Source organism: Cytobacillus gottheilii (assembly GCF_018582665.1).
GTDB lineage: Bacteria > Bacillota > Bacilli > Bacillales > Cytobacillaceae > Cytobacillus > Cytobacillus gottheilii.
Genome location: NZ_CP071709.1, coordinates 1,988,895 through 2,010,184 on the forward strand (window position 1 = coordinate 1,988,895; position 21,290 = coordinate 2,010,184).

Genomic DNA, 21,290 nt, shown 5'->3' on the forward strand with positions numbered 1-21,290 from the left:
GAATGATAGGGTAACGCCTTGAAACACACTCACTGAATCTGCGGCAAGCGATGGATACATTGTAATTAGTTGACATCGTTTGGAGCCCGCTAAAGTCGGCTGAAGTTTACCCTAGCACTTTATGGTGTGGAAACATCCTTTTATAGGGTTGTAAATGATAGGCCGGGTGTCTACAAATCTTCTATGGTTAGAATGGATAGAGTTATCTGGACGAATCCTCGACTGACTCTTCGTAAATGTCACTAAGTAGAAATGCTTAGGGGTCTAATAGGACCTTCTAGTGTGGATGAGTAAGCGTTAGGTTATGAAAATCCATATAGCTTTATAGGGGCTATCAAGCTAGACGGAGTTTAGAGGAAACCTACGGAAGAATGAATAGATAGAGTTAACGGAACGTGGGAAGCTTTGGAGACTTTAGGTGATTACACACTGATTGAGAGTCTTTCTTCAGAAAGCTCAACAATGAGTATAATGAAGATTTACCAAAGTGGCAGTAAAGCCGTAGTACCGCTTGCAGGAACTGCTGATGACGATCAAATATACAAATAGGTCCGAGGGAAAAACAGTTCTAAGGGAAGGGCTTAAGTCGTCTTTTACGATCTAAATCCTACAAAAGTCAGTATTCTTGTATGACTAAATAGAAACGAAAGCCTTGTTGGAGGTGATTAGTTGGCTGACTTAATGGTTCAAAAGCTAAGAAATAATGAATATTTTAATGTTCAAGAAACATTTGACCATTTGTATGCTGAAAGTAAAAAGGGAAGATATTTTAATAAGCTGTACGATTTAATCACTTCAGAAGAAAATATTCTTCTCGCTTTTCGAAATATGAAGAGCAATACTGGAAGCAAAACCAAAGGAACAAACGGTCATACCATTAAACATCTAAACAGGATGAATAAAGATAAGCTCATAAGAATGGTTCGAAGGAAGCTGCTAGACTACAAACCCCAAATGGTAAGGCGGGTGATGATTCCAAAGCCAAATGGTGATAAGCGACCTCTAGGTATACCAACAATAGAAGATAGACTCATTCAACAGATGATTCTACAAGTTATTGAACCTATTGTGGAGGCAAAATTTCATTCTTCAAGCTATGGATTCAGACCACACCGGAACACGCATGATGCCTTAGCAAGGTGTTACCACATGGTCAATCATAGTCATCAGCATTATGTAGTCGACGTAGATATAAAGGGATTCTTTGATAACGTCAATCATAAAAAGTTGAGCAAACAGCTTTGGGCAATTGGAATAAGGGATAAAAAGGTGCTTTCCATTATAAGCAAAATGTTAAAAGCCGAAATTGAAGGTGAAGGTAAACCTCAAAAAGGGACTCCTCAAGGCGGTATACTATCACCGCTCCTTTCTAACATCGTTTTAAACGAGTTAGATTGGTGGATTTCTAATCAATGGGAAACCAAGCTGACAAGAGTAAAGTATAAGCTGAAAAGGAATCGCACAGATGCTTTAAAGAAAACAAGGTTAAAGCCTTGTTATATCGTTCGCTATGCCGATGATTTTAAAATTTTTACAAACTCTTACGAAAATGCTCGAAAGCTATTTATTGCTGTAACAAAATGGTTGAAAGAACGGTTAGACTTGGATGTGAACCCTAAAAAGAGTAAAATCACAAACCTTCGAAAGAGTGGAACAGATTTTCTCGGCGTACGCTTTCGGGCAGTACGGAAAGGGACAGCAAAGACGGGATATATTGTAAACTCAAAAATGTCACCGAAGGCAAAAACCAAAGTGACAAAAGTTTATCAACATAAACTGAGCCATCTGCGGAAAAGTCCTACACCGAAAAAAATACTGGATCTCAACTCGTTTACTTTAGGGATTCATAATTACTATAAAATTGCAACGAGGGTGTCCATAGATTTCAATGACATAAGGCATACCATACACTTTAAGATTAAAACGCTGCTGAAACGGAATATTTTAATTTCGACGACAGAGAAGAATGCTGTAATTGAGAAATTCTATGGGGACTTCAAATACCAGCGATTTAAAAGTAATGGATTGCTTGTACTTCCAATTGAATCAATTAGACACCAAATAAGAGGTCAAAGGGATCCTGATTTCACGATATACTCAAAAGAAGACCGCCAGAGAATTCATAAAGAGCTTAAACATGTGACCGCAGTTGAAATTGAACTTTTAAGAAGAGGGAACTATTCATCTAAATCAACTTTGTATGAAAACAATCGGATAAGTAAATATGTCGCACAAAAAGGCAGGTGCTACATAACAGGCGAACGCCTTCTGCCGATCAACTGTATATGCCACCATATCAAGCCAACAAAGATGGGCGGTACTGATGAGTACGACAATTTAGTCATTATTAAAAAAGACTATCATATGCTTATCCATACAAAATATCCGATGAATAACCCAATTTATTCACATCATGTCCATACATTAGACGCCAAAGCATTAAAGAAACTTAATACACTGCGCAAGGTTGTAGGATTCCAAGCGTTAGTGGTTTAGATGATCGTAATTATAAAGACGATGGAGCGCCGTATGACACCGAAAGGGTCACGTACGGTGTGGGACAGGGGAAAAGCTGGAGATGATCTCAAAAGCTTACCTATTGTCATATTTTTCCGGTGAATATCAGCCTAAAGCACATAACTATACAAAGGTGCTTTTCGGTGATGAATATGTTTACCGTGCAGGTACAATTGGTACGGTTGCAGATAAGACGGCATTTGGATATGTAAAGGCTTATCAATCTGATAATAACCTTACATTAAGGGGAGCGGAGATCGACAGGCTGGCTTCTGGCTGTACTGGTGTAAAACGGACATCCGGTCAGCACCCTGGCGGAATAATCGTTGTTCCGGATTATATGGACATTTATGATTTTACGCCAATTCAGTTTCCCGCTGATGACCGCAACTCTGAATGGAAAACAACGCACTTTGACTTCCATTCCATCCATGACAACTTGCTTAAGCTAGATATATTAGGACACGATGATCCAACGGTAATTCGTATGCTTCAAGATTTAAGCGGAATCGATCCAAAGACGATTCCTACAGATGATCCTGAAGTCATGAAAATATTCAGCGGCACAGAGTCTCTCGGTGTAACAGAAGAGCAGATAATGTGTAAAACCGGAACACTGGGAATACCTGAGTTTGGTACAAGATTCGTTCGACAAATGCTTGAGGATACGAAGCCGACTACCTTCTCTGAACTCGTACAGATCTCCGGACTTTCCCATGGTACTGATGTTTGGCTCGGCAATGCGCAAGAGCTTATTCACAATGACATCTGTACTCTGAGTGAAGTAATCGGCTGCCGTGATGATATAATGGTTTACTTGATCTATCAAGGCCTTGAGCCTGCTTTCGCTTTCAAAATCATGGAATCCGTCCGTAAAGGAAAAGGGCTCAGTGATGATATGGAAGAAGAAATGCGCAAAAACACTGTGCCTGAATGGTATATAGATTCTTGTAAGAAGATCAAATACATGTTCCCGAAGGCGCATGCTGCTGCCTATGTATTAATGGCAGTGAGAATTGCTTATTTCAAAGTGCATCATCCGCTTTTATATTATGCAGCATATTTTTCTGTGCGTGCCGAAGATTTTGATATCGATGCAATGGTTAAAGGTTCACAGGCAATTCGAGCTAAAATTGATGAAATCAATGCCAAAGGCTTAGATGCTTCAACGAAAGAGAAAAACTTGCTGACTGTTTTAGAGCTGGCTCTTGAAATGAACGAAAGAGGGTTTCATTTTAAGAAAGTAGATTTATACAATTCCAGTGCAAACGAGTTTCTGATCGATGGAAATGCTTTGATTCCGCCGTTTAACTCGATCCCTGGACTTGGAACGAACGCTGCCTTTAATATTGTAAATGCACGCGAGCATGGCGAATTCCTCTCGAAGGAAGACTTACAGCAGCGTGGTAAAGTTTCGAAAACAATTATTGAATATCTAGATAATCATGGCTGCCTGGAAGCTTTGCCTGATCAGAATCAGCTGAGTTTGTTTTAAGGTGATAAATATTATAGAAGAAAGGACCGCTCATCACACTTGGCGGTCCTTTTTGTGTTTTGAAAGGTTATCCGTAATAATCTCAGTTTATAGAAAATGAAACTTACTAAGTATCTTGAACGTATAATTGATAAAAGAAGCAAGAAAGTATAGAAAGGGAGTGTATTGTTTTGATCTCAGATCTATATAAACGCCGTGAAAAGCTGGGATATGTTATTTTGTTTCTTCTATTATTAGTTTTTATCGGCTGGCTCATTTTCCAGACACCAGAAACGCAGCGTGAATGGCTGGAGTTAGCCTTTTTTCTTCTGCCGCTCGGATTCGCTGTTTCTATTATAATGATCAGCCGCTCTCATTATAATAAAGTTAAAGAAGTTAACATTCCTAATTCTCAGCGAAGGATAACAGAATTAAATCATGTGGTGATAAAAAAGGACGCTGGCATCATTCCGAGATTACTTCTTTTCGAAAAGAACGGAGAGTTTATTGGAATGCTGAAGCCGATTAATACACCATGGTGGCTGTATCCGTTATATTTGTTCAGCGAGGAAGCTACTTTAATATTCACGCAAAGCTATGGATTTGAATCTTCAGATGGGAAGACCTTATTTACATTCAATAAAAGAGGGTGGCTGAAGCAGGTTAAGCTGTCCATATATGATCCAAATAATATAAAGCTAGGTACATACATACAGGAAGAATTGAAGGCATTATTCAATATAAAAGGAAAGATTATAAACGAAAAGAATGAGAATGTGCTAGTTATTGAAGCCTCAGGATTTTCTGGGGATTTTAAATGGTATGATGTAGAGGGCAAGCAATGGGCCAGATTCTATAATGGTTTATTTCCGCACGAGTATACGAAAATATTTAGAGACTCACAAAACGATATTGTTGAGCTATCAGATCAGCTTGAAGAGAAAGATAAGATACGACTGCTTTCAGTTATTGGTTATCTGTTTATGACTAGAATTAAACAATAAGCAGGTACAAAACCGTACATAAAAGACTTTTGACCTTGGCTCGCTTTAAGCTTGTCGCCCCTGGGCAAGCCCCCTGCGCTTTTCCGAGATCCAGCTCCGGCGGGTAGCCCCTCGAGGTCATAAGCCAATCTGTCCTAAAGGTCAAAGAACGACCTTTATGCCAGCTCGTCTTATGCTTGACGGGGCTGAGCGACCCGCCTCCGCTTTTCCGAGATCCAGCTCCGGGGGCTAGGGGCTCGAGGTCTTAAGTCAATCCGTCTAGAAGGTTAAAGAACAACCTTCCAGCCGGCTCGCCTTAAGCTTGTCGCCCCTGGGTAAGCCCCCTGCGCTTTTCCAGTCATTTGCATTAATTTTCTGGTTATGGTATAGTTTTATTGGAAATACTACGGATAACTTCGCAAAGGAGAGTGGGGAAACCCACTCTTTCGTGTTGTGTACGCTATTTTTTAGGTAGTATATATTTAATTTCGATTGGGAAATATGACCCGATTTGAGATGTATGTGTTAAAGGAGGGGTAGTGAGTGAGCAAAGTTGCCCAGCAGGTTGAGCAGCTAGTTAATCCTATTTTGGATGAACTTCAATTAGAATTAGTTGATATTGAGTATGTGAAAGAGGGAAAAGATTGGTTTCTCCGTGTTTTCATTGATAAAGAAACAGGTGTTGATATCGAAGAGTGCGGAATGGTCAGTGAGCGACTAAGCGAAAAGCTGGACGAAACAGATCCGATTCCATACAACTATTTTCTTGAAGTTTCTTCACCTGGAGCTGAGCGCCCTCTTAAGAAAGACAAAGATTTTGAAAGAGCGATCGGCAAAAATGTGTACATAAAAACATATGAGCCGATTGACGGAGAAAAAGTTTTTGAAGGCGTTTTAACTCATTATGATGGAAATGTGATAGAAGTAGAAGTAAAAATTAAGACGAGAAAGAAAACGGTACAAATTCCTTTTAATAAGGTAGCAAGTGCACGTTTAGCCGTCGTTTTTTCATAAGACACCAACTTATGATCCATTTAGAAAGTTAGACTGTCATTATATTAAAGGGGGATAAAAATCTCATGAGCAGTGAATTACTAGATGCTCTAACATTGCTGGAAAGAGAGAAAGGTATTTCTCGCGATGTGATTATTGAAGCAATTGAAGCGGCACTTGTGTCAGCATACCGCAGAAATTTTAATCAGGCACAAAATGTTCGGATCGACTTGAATTTGGGTGTTGGCACAATGCGTGTATTTGCCCGAAAAGAAGTGGTAGATGAAGTATTTGACCATAGACTTGAGATCTCTGTTGAAGATGCACAAAAAATCAATCCAAACTACCAGGTTGAAGATATAGTCGAAATGGAAGTAACACCAAAAGACTTTGGCCGAATCGCTGCACAAACAGCGAAACAAGTGGTGACACAGCGTGTCCGTGAAGCAGAGCGTGGCATTATTTACTCTGAATACATCGATCGTGAAGAAGATATCATGACAGGTATTGTCCAGCGACAAGACCCTAAATTTATCTATGTAAGCTTAGGGAAAATTGAAGCAATCCTCCCGGCAAACGAGCAAATGCCGAATGAACATTACAAAGCCCATGACAGAATTAAAGTCTTTCTGACAAAGGTTGAGAAAACGACAAAAGGTCCACAAATCTTCGTTTCAAGAACACATCCTGGTCTTCTAAAGCGTTTATTCGAAATCGAAGTACCTGAAATTTATGATGGCACAGTCGAATTAAAGTCTGTTGCACGTGAAGCGGGAGACCGTTCAAAAATCTCGGTTCATTCTGATAACCCTGAAGTAGATCCAGTTGGTTCATGCGTAGGGCCAAAAGGTACTCGTGTACAGGCTGTTGTGAACGAGTTAAAAGGCGAGAAAATTGATATCGTAAAATGGTCAGCAGATCCAGTTGTATTTGTTGCTAACGCATTAAGCCCTTCTAAAGTGCTGGATGTTATTGTGAACGAGGAAGAAAAAGCAACAACTGTTGTTGTACCTGATTATCAGTTATCCCTTGCGATCGGAAAACGCGGACAGAATGCAAGGTTAGCTGCAAAGCTGACAGGCTGGAAAATTGATATCAAGTCTGAAACGGATGCCAGAGAAGCGGGGATCTTTCCACGTGAAGATACTTTACTGAGCTATGATCATGATGACTTCGAAGATGATGACAACTTCAGCTTTGAAGAAGATCAAGATTAATAGAGGTGAATGACCTTTGAATACTCGCAGAAAAGTTCCAATGCGAAAATGTGTTGCAACGGGTGAAATGAGACCGAAAAAAGAGCTCGTTCGCATTGTTCGCTCCAAGGAGGGTGAGGTTTCCATTGATCTGACGGGAAAAAAATCCGGTCGTGGCGCCTACCTTTCAAAAGAAAAAGAAGCTGTAATGCTTGCTAAAAAGAAGAACTCTTTAGCAAATCACTTAGAAGTAACAATTGATGAAGCGCTCTATGATGAGTTATTAAGCATCATCGAGACAGAAAATAGGCAATCCTGATGAGAGAAAATCAGTGGATGTCATTGCTTGGCTTGGCCAATCGGGCACGTAAAATCACATCAGGTGAAGAGCTTGCCATTAAGGAAATCCGCGGTGGCAAAGCAAAGCTTGTATTGCTTTCGGCAGACGCCTCTAGCAACACAGCAAAAAAGGTAACAGACAAATGCAAGACCTATCATGTTCCTGTGCGAATGGTGGAAAACAGGGAGATACTTGGGCATGCAATTGGCAGGGAAGCAAGAGTTGTCGTTGCTGTGCTTGATGCTGGATTTGCGAAAAAACTGTTAACGTTGCTCGATTAATTCTAGCGGGGGTGAAAACATGAGTAAAATGCGTGTTTATGAATATGCAAAACAACATAATCTTTCCAGTAAAGATGTAATTACAAAACTAAAAGATATGAACATCGAGGTCTCAAACCATATGACAACAATTGAAGACGATGCAGTAAAAAAACTAGACGGTATTTTTAATAATAAGCAAGAAAAACAGGCTAAACCTAGCCAGCCGACCAAACAACAGCCTTCAAATAGTGGCGAAAAAGGCGGCAAACCAGCGGCAAAACCGAATCATGATCAACAAAACCGCGGACCAAAAACGGGTGGGCAAAACAAACCGTTTAACAAAAACAATAATAATAACAACAATAAAAACAATGGCAAAAACAATAAAAATAAGAATCAAAATAAAGGCAAACAGCAGCAGACCCCAGTCGCTCCTGCTCCTAAAAAAGTAAAAGAACTCCCAACGAAAATCACTTACACAGATTCCTTAACTGTAGGAGAACTTGCAAAAAAACTTCACCGGGAACCTTCTGAAATCATTAAAAAATTATTCATGCTTGGAGTTATGGCAACGATTAACCAGGATCTTGATAAAGATTCGATCGAATTGATCGCTGGTGAATTCGGTGTTGAAGTAGAAGAAGAAATTAAAATTGATACAACAGATCTGGAAGTGTATTTCGGAGACGATGAAGCTGCAGAACTAATCGAGCGTCCATCAGTTGTAACAATCATGGGACACGTTGACCATGGTAAAACAACATTGCTTGATTCCATCCGAAACACAAAGGTAACTGCTGGTGAAGCAGGCGGGATCACTCAGCATATTGGTGCTTATCAAGTCGAAGAAAACGGCAAAAAAATTACGTTCCTTGATACACCAGGGCATGCTGCGTTTACAACAATGAGAGCACGCGGTGCGAAAATTACAGACATCACAATCCTAGTAGTAGCAGCTGATGATGGTGTTATGCCGCAAACAGTTGAAGCTATTAACCATGCGAAAGCTGCAGAAGTTCCTATTATTGTTGCTGTCAACAAAATGGACAAAGAAGCAGCAAACCCTGATCGTGTTATGCAAGAATTGACTGAACATGGACTTGTTGCTGAAGCATGGGGCGGAGACACGATCTTTGTACCGATTTCAGCTATCAAGGGTGAAGGTATTGATTCCTTGCTTGAAATGATCTTACTTGTCAGTGAGGTTGAGGAATACAAAGCAAACCCTGACCGCAATGCAGTTGGAACAGTTATTGAAGCACAGCTAGACAAAGGCCGCGGTTCTGTGGCAACATTGCTTGTTCAAAATGGAACACTAAAAGTTGGAGATCCAATTGTTGTTGGAAATACATTTGGCCGTGTTCGTGCAATGGTGAATGATCTTGGCCGCCGTGTAAAAACAGCTGGTCCATCAACACCGGTTGAAATTACAGGTCTAAATGATGTTCCTCAAGCAGGCGATCGCTTTGTTGTTTTTGATGATGAAAAAACAGCCCGCAGTGTCGGGGAATCACGTGCAACACAAGCGTTGCAGGCTCAGCGCAACGAGAAAACACGTGTAAGTCTTGATAACCTGTTTGAACATATGAAACAAGGGGAGATGAAAGATTTAAACATCGTTGTAAAAGCTGATGTTCAAGGTTCTGCTGAAGCATTAGTAGCTGCATTGCAGAAAATTGATGTTGAAGGTGTTAACGTACGCATTCTTCATACAGGTGCCGGTGCGATCAATGAATCAGATATCACACTAGCTGCAGCATTTAATGCGATTGTAATTGGATTTAACGTACGCCCTGACAATAATGCAAAACGTGCTGCTGATGCTGAAAATGTAGATATTCGCTTACACCGCATTATCTATAAAGTAATCGAAGAAATCGAATTGGCAATGAAAGGTCTCCTTGATCCTGAATTTGAAGAGAAGATCATTGGTCAGGCAGAAGTTCGCCAAACATTTAAAGTGTCTAAGGTTGGAACAATTGCTGGTTCATATGTAACTGATGGAAAAATCACTCGTGATTCCGGCATTCGCCTAATCCGTGATGGCGTTGTTATTTTCGAAGGTGAAATTGACGCTTTAAAACGTTTCAAGGATGATGCGAAGGAAGTAGCTCAAGGCTACGAATGTGGTGTGACGATTAAAAACTTTAATGATGTTAAAGACGGGGATGTCATTGAAGCATTTGTTATGGAAGAAATTGAGCGTAAATGATCATTGGCTTAGCAGCCTGTGAATGTATTATTTATGATGCACATTCCCTTAAAGAGAAAAGAGCCGTTCTGCAAAGGATTATTTCAAGATTAAAGCAGAAATATAATATATCCGTATCAGAGGTAGATTATCAGGATGTATGGCAGCGGACAAAAATAGCGATTGTAGCAGTATCCTCTGCAAAGAAATATACTGAACTAGAGCTTGATAACGCCCTGAAATACATTGATTCTTTTCCTGAAATTGAACGGACGATTACGGATATAGAATGGCTCTGAAAATACACCTGCACAACAATGAATTTTTTCTGCAGAGTGTTAAATGCTATAGATAGACAGCATGATCACAACGAGTAACTTGATATGCTGCAGGATAAGAGGTGAAAATACGATGAGCCTTAGATCAAACAGAGTTGGGGAACAGATGAAAAAAGAGCTTGGCGAAATCATCGGCCGAAAGATTAAAGATCCGCGCATTGGATTTGTAACGGTAACAGATGTTCAGGTTACAGGTGATCTTCAACAAGCTACTGTTTATATTTCTGTACTTGGCGATGAGGAACAAAGAGAAAACACATTGCGAGGTTTAGCGAAGGCAAAAGGATTTATTCGTTCAGAAATTGGGCAAAGAATCCGTCTCCGCAAAACACCGGAAATTCTTTTTGAATTCGATGAGTCAATTGACTACGGAAATCGCATCGAATCGCTGCTTCATCAAATTCAAGATGAACAACGTTCAGATGATAAGGAATAACATGAGTTAAAAATGGATAGACACTTTTGTCTATCCATTTTTTATGAATAATTATCCTTTTACTAGGAGGAATTGCAATGGAAGGCATCATTCCCTTATGGAAGCCAAAAGGCATGACATCACATGACTGTGTATTTAAACTGAGAAAAATTCTAAAAATGAAGCGGATAGGTCATACAGGAACACTTGACCCGGATGTAACAGGAGTTTTGCCGATTTGCTTAGGCAGGGCCACAAAAGTGGCAGAATACATAACAGATGCAGGAAAAGCGTATGAGGGTGAAGTGACATTAGGGTTTTCAACCACAACTGAAGATCGTTCAGGTGAAATGGTCGAAACGAAAATAATCACTGAGGAATTTACTCGCAAGCAAATTTTGACAGTATTAGATGAATTGACAGGAACGATTACGCAGACACCGCCAATGTATTCAGCTGTAAAAGTGAATGGCAAACGTTTATATGAATATGCACGCAAAGGAATTGAAGTAGAGCGCCCTTCGAGAAAGGTGAATATTTATAGTATTGAGCTATTGGATGATCGGGAGATTTTCACTGGAGAGACAATTTCCTTTCGCTTCCGTGTGTCTTGCGGAAAGGGGACTTATATTAGAACACTTGCTGTGATGATTGGTGAAAAGCTTGGTCTTCCTGCGCATATGTCAGATCTTTCAAGAATCCAGTCAGCAAGCTTTACAGTATCTGATTGCCTGACACTTGCAGAGATTGAAGAAAAAGCCGAAAACGGTACAATCGAAGAAGCTCTCTATCCTCTTGAGACGGGACTTTCTGATTTGCCGAAATATGAAATAAATGATACATTAGCAATGAAAGTGAAAAATGGCGCTGTTCTTGAGACGCCAGAGGAGTTCTTAACGATTGCCGGCCCTATTCTCGTTTCAGATGAAAATGGCAGAGCGTTGGCAATCTATATGAATCATCCCGAAAAGCACGGTCTAATAAAGCCTGCAAAAGTTTTGCGCAATGAATAGTCATTTCGGCGCTTGAATAGAAAAGGTGAGTTTTTGTGAAAGTTATATACATTCATCATCCACATGAATTAAAGCAAAGCGATTTTCCTGAGCTGTCTATAGCATTAGGCTTTTTTGACGGTGTTCATCTTGGCCATCAAAAAGTGATTCTTGAAGCAAAAAAGACAGCAGAAGAAAAGGGAATTAAGAGTGCTGTCATGACTTTTGATCCCCATCCTTCAGTTGTACTGGGAAAAAGCATACAGCATGTTGAATATATTACCCCGCTGGATGTGAAAATTTCGTTAATTGAACATCTTGGGATTGATTATTTATTTGTTGTGCATTTTACAAAGGAATTTGCAAGTCTCCTGCCCCAGGAATTTGCTGATTCCTATTTAATTGGCTTAAATGTTACCTGCGTAACAGCTGGATTTGATTACTCCTATGGAAAAATGGGCAGAGGAACGATGGAAACACTGCCGTTTCATTCTCGCGGTCAATTTCAGTCAGCGATTGTTCCGAAGCTTGAATGGGAGGAAGGCAAAATCAGCTCCACTAAAATAAGAAGCATGATTGCTGCTGGGAAAACAGCTGAACTGCCTGCTCTGCTTGGCAGGTTCTATACTACATCGGGAACAGTCATTCACGGTGATAAACGCGGCCGGACGATTGGCTTTCCGACAGCAAATGTTGAGCACTCCGAAGATTGCTTAATACCGCCAACTGGTGTATATGCCGTTAATATTCAAATAGAGGGCAAATGGCATGAAGGTGTATGCAATATTGGCTATAAGCCAACCTTTCATAATGAAAAAATGAAAAAGCCTTCTGTTGAAGTTCATATATTTGAGTTTAACGAGGATATATATGGGAAGACTGTTACCATTGAATGGCATAAACATCTGCGCAGCGAAAAGAAATTCGCTGGCATCGACGAACTCGTTAAGCAAATTAATCAGGATAAAGAAGAAGCTGCCGTTTATCTGAAAGAATTAAAATAAAGTCATAATATGATTAAAATCTAACTGGCAGAATTCAGCCTGAACTCTTTTCGTGACAAAAAACGTCGATTATCCTTGCATTTTAAAAGGAAAAGATGTATTCTTAATAACGTATTAAAAAAGAACCTTTGCTTGGCAAGTCGAGTCACCGACGCTTGCTCAGTAACAGGGGATATCTATTAGGAGGTGAACCGGATGGCAATCACAAAAGAACGTAAAAACGAACTTATCGCTGAGTACAAAACTCATGAAAGTGATACTGGATCTCCAGAAGTTCAAATCGCTGTCCTTACAGAAGAAATCAACAACTTGAACGATCATTTACGTACGCACAAGAAAGACCACCACTCTCGTCGCGGTCTTCTTAAAATGGTAGGTAAGCGCCGTAACTTACTAACTTACCTTCGTAACAAAGACGTTCAGCGTTACCGTGTGTTAATCAACAAGCTTGGTTTACGCCGATAATAAGAATGCTTATAAAGCAGACTTATGTCCGGCTTTATATTCTAATGTCTTATTTCAGAGAAGCGGGATTTTTCCCGCTTTTTTATTAGCAAAAAAAGCTGCTTTTTTTATATTCAATACATAACTGATTACATTTTACAGATTAAAAAAAGTGTGCATACTAGTGAATGTATAATTGTTTTATAAAAGCTGATTTGTGGTTGATTTAAATAGTGTTTAGCTTCAGCATTAAGTCCTTTTATAGCCATATGAGGGTTCTGTCAAAAGGTCAAGGAGACGACCTTCTGTCTGCCTCGTCTTAAGCTTCACAGGCTGCGCTAGGTGCTAACGCTTTCTTTAATGAATGTTAAGCTAAGCATATTGCTTTTCGATAAATTATGGGTGGAGTTTTCCTCCCTTTGTAAGTGAAATGGCAGAGAGGGGTACAAATATGGGACAAGATAAACATGTCTACAGCCTTGAATGGGCTGGTCGTAAGCTGACTGTAGAAGTTGGCCAGCTTGCAAAGCAAGCAAATGGTGCTGTATTAGTTCGTTATGGCGATACAGCTGTATTAAGCACAGCAACTGCTTCAAAAGAACCGAAAAACTTAGATTTCTTTCCGTTAACGGTTAATTATGAGGAGCGTTTATACGCTGTTGGTAAAATTCCGGGAGGCTTCATTAAAAGAGAAGGCCGTCCAAGTGAAAGAGCAATTCTTGCAAGCCGTCTAATTGACCGTCCGATCCGTCCTCTTTTCGCTGATGGTTTCCGTAATGATGTACAAGTTGTCAGCATGGTTATGAGTGTGGATCAGGACTGCTCTTCCGAAATGGCTGCGATGTTCGGATCATCTTTAGCATTAAGTGTATCTGATATTCCTTTTGGCGGACCAATTGCTGGAGTAACAGTTGGAAGAATCGATGGTAAATTCATCATCAATCCGTCTGTTGCACAAACTGAGCAAAGTGATATTCATTTAGTTGTTGCCGGTACTAAAGATGCGATTAACATGGTTGAAGCAGGTGCGGATGAAGTACCTGAAGAAACAATGCTTGAAGCAATTATGTATGGACATGAAGAAATCAAACGCTTGATTTCTTTCCAGGAAAAAATTGCTGAAGAAATCGGCAAAGAAAAAATGGAAATCGTTCTATATCAAGTGGATGAAGAGCTTGAAGCGGAAGTACGCGGCATCTGTGAAGAAAAAATGATTAAAGCGATCCAAGTACAAGAAAAACATGCACGCGAAGCTGCTATTAAAGAAGTAAAAGTTGAAGTTGTTTCTCAATACGAGGAAAAAGAAGCTGACGATGATCAGCTTAAGCAAGTAAAACAAATCCTTGATAAGATTGTTAAAGGTGAAGTAAGACGATTAATTACAGAAGACAAAGTCCGTCCAGATGGCCGTGGATTAGAAGTAATCCGACCGCTTTCTTCTGAAATAGGATTACTTCCGCGTACTCACGGCTCTGGTCTGTTTACTCGCGGGCAAACACAGGCACTCAGCATTTGTACACTTGGAGCACTTGGTGATGTGCAAATTTTAGATGGATTAGGCATTGAAGAAGAAAAACGCTTCATGCACCACTATAATTTCCCTAATTTCAGTGTAGGTGAAACTGGACCTATTCGTGGACCTGGCCGCCGTGAAATTGGACATGGAGCACTTGGTGAGAGAGCATTAGAACCGATTATTCCGTCTGAAAAAGATTTTCCATATACAATTCGTCTCGTTTCTGAAGTTTTAGAATCCAATGGTTCAACTTCTCAAGCTAGTATTTGCGCAAGCACTTTAGCTATGATGGATGCAGGTGTGCCAATTAAAGCACCAGTTGCTGGTATTGCGATGGGTCTAATTAAATCAGGTGATCATTATTCCATTTTAACGGATATTCAAGGAATGGAAGACCATCTTGGTGATATGGACTTTAAAGTAGCGGGTACATCAAAAGGTGTTACGGCATTGCAAATGGATATTAAAATTGAAGGGCTATCCCGTGAAATTCTGGAAGAAGCACTTCAGCAAGCAAAAACAGGCCGCATGCAGATTTTAGATTCTATGTTAAGCACGATTGCAGAGCCAAAACAAGAGCTATCTCAATATGCACCTAAAATTCTTATGCTTAACATCAATCCGGATAAAATCCGTGATGTAATTGGGCCAAGCGGAAAACAAATCAATAAAATTATTGAAGAAACTGGCGTTAAAATTGATATCGAACAAGATGGAACAGTCTTTATTTCTTCTATTAATGAAGAAATGAACCAAAAGGCTAAATCCATTATTGAAGATATCGTACGCGAAGTAGAAGTAGGACAAATGTATTTAGGAAAAGTTAAACGAGTTGAAAAATTCGGTGCATTTGTTGAAATCTTCAATGGCAAGGATGGTCTTGTTCATATTTCTGAATTGGCAGAAGAGCGTGTTGGCAAAACGGAAGATGTAGTTTCCATTGGTGATGAGCTTCTTGTTAAAGTAACAGAAATTGATAAGCAAGGCCGTGTGAACTTATCAAGAAAAGCTGTCCTGCGCGAACAGCGTGAACAACAGGAAAAGGCACAGCAATAAGCTATTGAAACTATAATGAATATTGTTTATGAAAGTCAGGGAATTTCCCTGGCTTTTTCCTACATATAATCAAGCAGCACTTTTGATTTCATCTGGCTTTAGTTGGTGTTACCTCCCTTACTGGATGGAAAACTTGTCTGGCTGTTGCACGAGATGAAGAGCTACTTAACACCACTTGGCTATGTAACTGTAAAAAGAGATTATGAGATAAAACTAAATGTATGCACGTATTCTTCGTTCTACCTTGTCCGCTCAAAACATACTTTGTACTGAGGAGGCGTGTGGAATGAAAAAATTAGTAATGCTGATCAGCATTTGTTTTATTTCCTTTCTAATAGTTAATAATTCATTGACGACTACATATGTTGCAAATCTAAAGACAGAAAGCATTGCAGTTACAGGTCAAACAAAACCGCTGCTGGATGAAATTAAAGAGAAAGCAGAGCAATATAATATTGCTCCTGCAGATGCAAAAATTGATCGTGTCTGGAAGGCTTTGCCTGGGTTAAATGGGGTAAAAGTGAATATAGAGGAATCATATAAAAAAATGAAGAAGGATAATGTATTTGACGAGGATAAGCTTGTATATGATCAAATACCGCCTAAAACTCATTTAAGTGATCTTCCTCCTTCACCTGTCTATAAAGGTCATCCTGATAAACCAATGGTGTCGTTTATTATAAATGTTGCATGGGGAAACGAATATCTGCCTGATATGCTTGCAACATTAAAAAAACATCATGTTTCTGCCAGTTTCTTTCTAGAAGGCCGCTGGGCGCAGAATAACCCTGATCTCGCTAAAATGATTGCGGCGGCAGGACATGAGATTGGCAACCATTCTTATACACATCCTGATATGAAAAATGTCTCGGCTGCGAAAGCCCGTGAGGAAATTAAAAAGACAAATGACGTTATTGAGGCCATTTCTGAAAAAAATACAAAAGTTCGCTGGTTTGCTCCCCCTAGCGGAAGTTATCGGGATGAAATCGTATCAATAGCTGCCAAAGAAGGATTAGGAACGGTTATGTGGACAGTTGATACAATTGATTGGCAGAAACCCGCCCCAGAAGTACTGATCAAAAGGGTAATGGACAAGGTGCATAATGGAGCAATGATCTTAATGCATCCAACGAAGTCAACAGCAGACTCTCTCGATCGTCTTATAAAAGGGCTGAATAGCAAAAATCTCGAAATCGGCACAGTGTCTCAGCTCCTGGACGAGCGCAGAATTTTTGCTGAAGAACAAAAATAATAATCAGCAATTTGGAAAAAGTAACTATAATGATATAAACTAATACCGTATGCACTGTAAATGGTTTGAGGGGGTCAGACCTGTGCGGCAGCAAAAGCTCCAGTTGAATACAAAGGACCTTTAAGATCTCCGCACAAATTGCAGCACTGTAATAAAGCGGAAGGTGCCCTCAATTATTTAGCGGTTTGGAGCTAACAGCAAGCAAAGAACAGGAGGAAATATTTTGATAAAAAAATATACTTGTCAAAATGGGGTAAGAGTTGTACTAGAAAATATTCCGACTGTCAGATCCGTCGCAATTGGCGTTTGGATTGGAACAGGTTCAAGAAATGAACATGCTGAAAACAATGGAATCTCGCATTTTTTAGAGCATATGTTTTTTAAAGGTACAAAAACAAGATCAGCCAGAGAAATAGCAGAGTCATTTGACAGCATTGGCGGACAAGTTAATGCCTTTACTTCAAAAGAGTATACTTGCTATTATGCGAAAGTATTAGACACACATGCTAATTTTGCTTTGGACGTATTGTCAGATATGTTCTTCCATTCAACATTCGTTGATGAAGAGTTAAACAAAGAAAAAAATGTAGTTTATGAAGAAATTAAAATGTATGAGGATACGCCGGACGACATTGTACATGATATTTTGAGTCAGGCAATTTATGAAAATCATCCGCTGGGTTATCCTATTTTAGGAACAGAAGGCACACTTGCAACCTTCAATGGAGATACGTTAAAAGAGTATATGTATGAAAACTATACTCCTGAAAATGTGGTTATTTCCGTTGCGGGGAATATAGACGAAAGTTTTATTAATGACGTAGAAAAACTATTTGGTTCCTATGAAGCTTCAAAAAAAGCAAGAACGACGGAGAAGCCTTCCTTCCATCCGAATCGTCTTGCACGGAAAAAAGAAACCGAGCAGGCACATCTATGTCTAGGTTTTGAAGGCTTGCAGGTTGGCCATGAAGATATGTATAGCCTAATCGTATTAAATAATATTTTAGGCGGAAGCATGAGTAGCAGACTTTTCCAGGATGTAAGAGAGCAAAAAGGGTTAGCATACTCCGTTTTCTCTTATCATTCTGCATTCCAAGACAGCGGCATTGTTACATTATATGGAGGTACTGGTGCAAATCAGCTTGATGTTCTCTATGATACAATGCAGGAAACACTGGAAAAATTAAAGGCAGAAGGCATTACCGACAAAGAATTAAGCAATAGCAAGGAACAAATGAAGGGAAGCTTAATGCTGAGCCTAGAGAGCACCAACAGCCGCATGAGCCGAAACGGTAAGAATGAATTAATCTTAGGCCGTCACCGCACATTGGATGAAATCGTGGAAGAAATTGATGCCGTGACAAAATCCTCTGTTGATGAAATGGCTCAAACCATTTTTAATAATCAGTTCTCAGTCGCGCTGATTAGTCCTGCCGGGGAACTGCCTAAGAATTTATAAGCCCGGGCATTAGTTGTAAGATGCAAATTCGATAAATCCACATAACAATAGTATGACTGTATATTCAAAAGCTTAGAGATGAACTTCTCTAAGCTTTTTTCATGCTAAACTCCTGAAAGGGGCTTAGCATGAATAAGCGGAGAAATATAAGCGGAGAAATTCCCCTTATTTATAAAATAACGCTAAAATTAGCTAAAATAGACGGAGAAATTCCGACTATTACCTCAAAATACGAGAAAATCAAGGTTTATATTAGGGATAGTCGGAAAAACTCCCCTTATTTTCCCCGAAAAGAGCTCAATTTTAGATTTAAGCGGAAAATCTCCGCTTATTTTACCCATCGATTTAAGAATAAGGCAGATGCGGATCCTAGCCTGCCGGGGAACTGCCAAATAATGAACCAAACTGAGCCATGCCAGATGCCAGTTTGCAGAATAGTGGATTACAGGCATATCAAATAGCGATCAAACAGGCTTAGAGATGGTCTTCTCTAAGCTTTTTCACTTCTGAAAGGTGCTTAGCATGAAAAAGCGGGCCAAAATATAAGCGGAGAAATTCCCCTTATTTATAAAATAACGCTAAAATTAGCTAAAATAGACGGAGGAATTCCGACTATTACCTCAAAATACGAGAAAATCAAGGGTTTTTATAATGAATAGTCGGAAAAACTCCCCTTATTTTCCCCGAAAAAAGCTCATTTCTAGAAATAAGCGGAAAATGTCCGCTTATTTTATCCATCATTACAACGAAAAAGAGGGCTGCTGATCTATTAAAAGCACATATTCCACCCTCACGTTTTACCATAACCTATATTTTCTACAATGTGGGTCGGCAAATCACTTCTAAATAGAGAACTTGGTCAATAAAATAGTACAAAGAATACGAAGACTTAATAATTGGAGGCTTCCGCATGCGACTGAGTGAACTTAGCGGCAAAGAGATTGTCGATGTAAAAAAAGCTGAACGGCTTGGTGTACTGGGTCAAACAGACTTAGAGATTAATGAAACCACAGGGCAAATACAGGCATTGCTTATTCCGAATGTTAAATGGTTTGGATTTAAGCGGCAAGGCACGGAGGTGCGTGTACCTTGGAGCCATATACAAAAAATCGGCAATGACATGATCATAATTGATATTCCTGATGGAACTGAATAAGAAAAAGAGCGAATAACCGCATGGAGTTATTCGCTCTTTTTATGTTGGAAAACTCACCGAATGATTCTTATGAACATAAGATGTTGAAGTAGTTCAGTAAAAGAGTCTATATGGATTCTTTAAAAGAAGGTGAGTGTTGCATGCTGACAGGATTACAAATCGCAGTTATCGGCGGAGATGCAAGGCAGCTGGAAATTATTCGCAAGCTAACCGAGCTGGATGCAAAGCTATCCTTAATTGGCTTTGAGCAATTGGATCACGCTTTTACCGGAGCGGCAAAGGAAAAACTTGATGAAGTTGATTTTTCGAATATAGATCACATTATTTTGCCTGTTGCAGGAACAAGTCTGGAAGGAAAAGTCGAAACCATCTTTTCAAATGAAAAGGTTTATTTAAATCAAGAAATATTAGACCAGACTCCTTCCCATTGCACGATTTACTCCGGTATTTCGAATGATTATTTAACCGAAATTACGGAAAAGGCAAATCGCAAACTTGTGAAGCTCTTTGAGCGGGATGATGTAGCCATCTATAATTCAATTCCCACTGTTGAAGGAACCATTATGATGGCGATTCAGCATACTGATTTTACCATTCATGGCTCAGAAATTACCGTTTTGGGTCTTGGACGTACAGGTATGAGCACAGCGAGAACATTTCAGGCCTTAGGCGCTAAAGTAAAAGTTGGAGCGAGACAGAGTGCACATATTGCTAGAATTACTGAAATGGGAATGACTCCGTTTCATATGGATGACATTGAAAAAGCTGTTGCAAATACAGATATCTGCATTAATACGATCCCGCATCTTGTCTTAACAGCTTCTGTTATCTCCAAACTGCCTGTTCATACATTAATCATAGATTTGGCTTCAAAGCCGGGCGGTACCGATTTCAGATATGCTGAAAAACGTGGAGTGAAAGCATTGCTGGCTCCAGGTTTACCGGGAATTGTGGCGCCCAAAACAGCAGGTCAGATTTTGGCTAATGTATTAACTCAGTTAATAGGAGAAGAATTACAGACAAGAAAGGAGCAGCAATCATGAGCTTAAAAGGAAAACGCATCGGCTTCGGTCTAACAGGCTCGCATTGTACGTATGATGCAGTCTTTCCTGAAATCGAGAAACTTGTTAATGCTGGCGCGGAAGTTATTCCAGTAGTTACTTTTACGGTGAAAAACACAACAACTAGATTTGGAAAAGGGGAAGACTGGGTAAAGCGTATCGAAGATTTAACAGGCAACAAGGCAATTGACTCGATTGTTGCTGCTGAACCTCTTGGTCCGAAGCTGCCGCTTGATTGTATGGTAGTAGCACCATTAACTGGAAATTCAATGAGCAAATTTGCAAATGCCATGACAGATTCCCCTGTCCTGATGGCGGCTAAAGCGACATTGCGAAATGGCAGCCCTGTCGTTCTTGGCATCTCCACAAATGATGCTTTAGGTTTAAATGGTGTTAATTTAATGAGACTAATGGCAACGAAAAATATTTATTTTATTCCATATGGCCAAGATGATCCAGTGAATAAACCAAATTCTATGGTCGCAAGAATGACTCTAATCTCTGAAACAATTGAATCCGCCATTGAAGGAAAACAGCTTCAGCCTGTGATCGTTGAACGCTATAAAGACTAGTGTAATAAAAAAGGGAGCAAGTCTGCTGCAGAAGGAGCTTGCTCCAGTTCCATTTAAATGTGAAGTAC

18 protein-coding genes and 1 pseudogene are annotated in these 21,290 nt (G+C 39.7%); all 19 read left to right on the forward strand.

Annotated elements, in window-relative coordinates:
- Positions 1-669 precede the first annotated feature (669 nt).
- Positions 670-2,496, forward strand: a complete 1,827-nt coding sequence (gene ltrA / locus J1899_RS09855) for a group II intron reverse transcriptase/maturase (protein ID WP_214478526.1) — start codon at positions 670-672, stop codon at positions 2,494-2,496.
- A 112-nt stretch (positions 2,497-2,608) separates the two neighbouring features.
- A pseudogene (locus J1899_RS09860) lies at positions 2,609-4,012 on the forward strand (PolC-type DNA polymerase III); the annotation flags it as partial.
- Positions 4,013-4,182: 170 nt separating this feature from the next.
- Positions 4,183-4,995 carry a hypothetical protein gene (locus tag J1899_RS09865; RefSeq protein ID WP_214478527.1) on the forward strand — a complete coding sequence of 271 codons (813 nt, stop codon included), beginning with the start codon at positions 4,183-4,185 and terminating at the stop codon, positions 4,993-4,995.
- Positions 4,996-5,517: 522 nt separating this feature from the next.
- Entirely contained in the window at positions 5,518-5,988 is a 471-nt protein-coding gene (rimP, locus tag J1899_RS09870) for a ribosome maturation factor RimP (protein ID WP_151572096.1), read from the forward strand.
- A gap of 65 nt (positions 5,989-6,053) precedes the next feature.
- The gene (gene nusA / locus J1899_RS09875) at positions 6,054-7,184 is read left to right on the forward strand and encodes a transcription termination factor NusA (protein ID WP_066446513.1); all 1,131 of its coding nucleotides are present in this window, start codon (positions 6,054-6,056) and stop codon (positions 7,182-7,184) included.
- 16 nt (positions 7,185-7,200) lie between these two features.
- Positions 7,201-7,482: an RNase P modulator RnpM gene (rnpM, locus tag J1899_RS09880; protein WP_066446509.1), complete on the forward strand. Its 282-nt coding sequence runs from the start codon at positions 7,201-7,203 to the stop codon at positions 7,480-7,482.
- Entirely contained in the window at positions 7,482-7,784 is a 303-nt protein-coding gene (locus tag J1899_RS09885; RefSeq protein ID WP_066446506.1) for a YlxQ family RNA-binding protein, read from the forward strand. Before rnpM ends, J1899_RS09885 begins: the two co-directional genes overlap by 1 nt.
- 19 nt (positions 7,785-7,803) lie before the next feature.
- Positions 7,804-9,978: a translation initiation factor IF-2 gene (gene infB, locus J1899_RS09890; protein WP_214478528.1), complete on the forward strand. Its 2,175-nt coding sequence runs from the start codon at positions 7,804-7,806 to the stop codon at positions 9,976-9,978.
- Positions 9,975-10,256 carry a DUF503 domain-containing protein gene (locus J1899_RS09895; RefSeq protein WP_066446500.1) on the forward strand — a complete coding sequence of 94 codons (282 nt, stop codon included), beginning with the start codon at positions 9,975-9,977 and terminating at the stop codon, positions 10,254-10,256. The genes infB and J1899_RS09895 overlap by 4 nt, the downstream gene beginning before the upstream one ends.
- Positions 10,257-10,368: 112 nt before the next feature.
- On the forward strand, positions 10,369-10,731 hold the full coding sequence (rbfA, locus tag J1899_RS09900; protein WP_066446496.1) for a 30S ribosome-binding factor RbfA: 363 nt from the start codon (positions 10,369-10,371) through the stop codon (positions 10,729-10,731).
- 77 nt (positions 10,732-10,808) lie between these two features.
- Entirely contained in the window at positions 10,809-11,723 is a 915-nt protein-coding gene (truB, locus tag J1899_RS09905) for a tRNA pseudouridine(55) synthase TruB (RefSeq protein WP_214478529.1), read from the forward strand.
- A gap of 35 nt (positions 11,724-11,758) precedes the next feature.
- Positions 11,759-12,706, forward strand: coding sequence for a bifunctional riboflavin kinase/FAD synthetase (gene ribF, locus J1899_RS09910; RefSeq protein ID WP_214478530.1), 948 nt, complete (start codon positions 11,759-11,761; stop codon positions 12,704-12,706).
- Positions 12,707-12,901: 195 nt separating this feature from the next.
- Positions 12,902-13,171, forward strand: coding sequence for a 30S ribosomal protein S15 (gene rpsO / locus J1899_RS09915; RefSeq protein ID WP_066446488.1), 270 nt, complete (start codon positions 12,902-12,904; stop codon positions 13,169-13,171).
- A gap of 430 nt (positions 13,172-13,601) precedes the next feature.
- Positions 13,602-15,722: a polyribonucleotide nucleotidyltransferase gene (gene pnp, locus J1899_RS09920; RefSeq protein ID WP_214478531.1), complete on the forward strand. Its 2,121-nt coding sequence runs from the start codon at positions 13,602-13,604 to the stop codon at positions 15,720-15,722.
- A 286-nt stretch (positions 15,723-16,008) separates the two neighbouring features.
- Entirely contained in the window at positions 16,009-16,974 is a 966-nt protein-coding gene (locus J1899_RS09925) for a polysaccharide deacetylase family protein (protein WP_214478532.1), read from the forward strand.
- Positions 16,975-17,197: 223 nt separating this feature from the next.
- Positions 17,198-18,433: a M16 family metallopeptidase gene (locus J1899_RS09930; protein WP_066446482.1), complete on the forward strand. Its 1,236-nt coding sequence runs from the start codon at positions 17,198-17,200 to the stop codon at positions 18,431-18,433.
- Between the two features lie 910 nt (positions 18,434-19,343).
- On the forward strand, positions 19,344-19,589 hold the full coding sequence (locus J1899_RS09935) for a YlmC/YmxH family sporulation protein (protein WP_066446474.1): 246 nt from the start codon (positions 19,344-19,346) through the stop codon (positions 19,587-19,589).
- A 140-nt stretch (positions 19,590-19,729) separates the two neighbouring features.
- A complete protein-coding gene (gene dpaA, locus J1899_RS09940; RefSeq protein WP_066446471.1) occupies positions 19,730-20,632 on the forward strand; it encodes a dipicolinic acid synthetase subunit A in 903 nt (300 codons plus the stop codon).
- Positions 20,629-21,222 carry a dipicolinate synthase subunit B gene (dpaB, locus tag J1899_RS09945; protein ID WP_214478533.1) on the forward strand — a complete coding sequence of 198 codons (594 nt, stop codon included), beginning with the start codon at positions 20,629-20,631 and terminating at the stop codon, positions 21,220-21,222. The genes dpaA and dpaB overlap by 4 nt, the downstream gene beginning before the upstream one ends.
- The last annotated feature ends 68 nt before the right edge of the window (positions 21,223-21,290 follow it).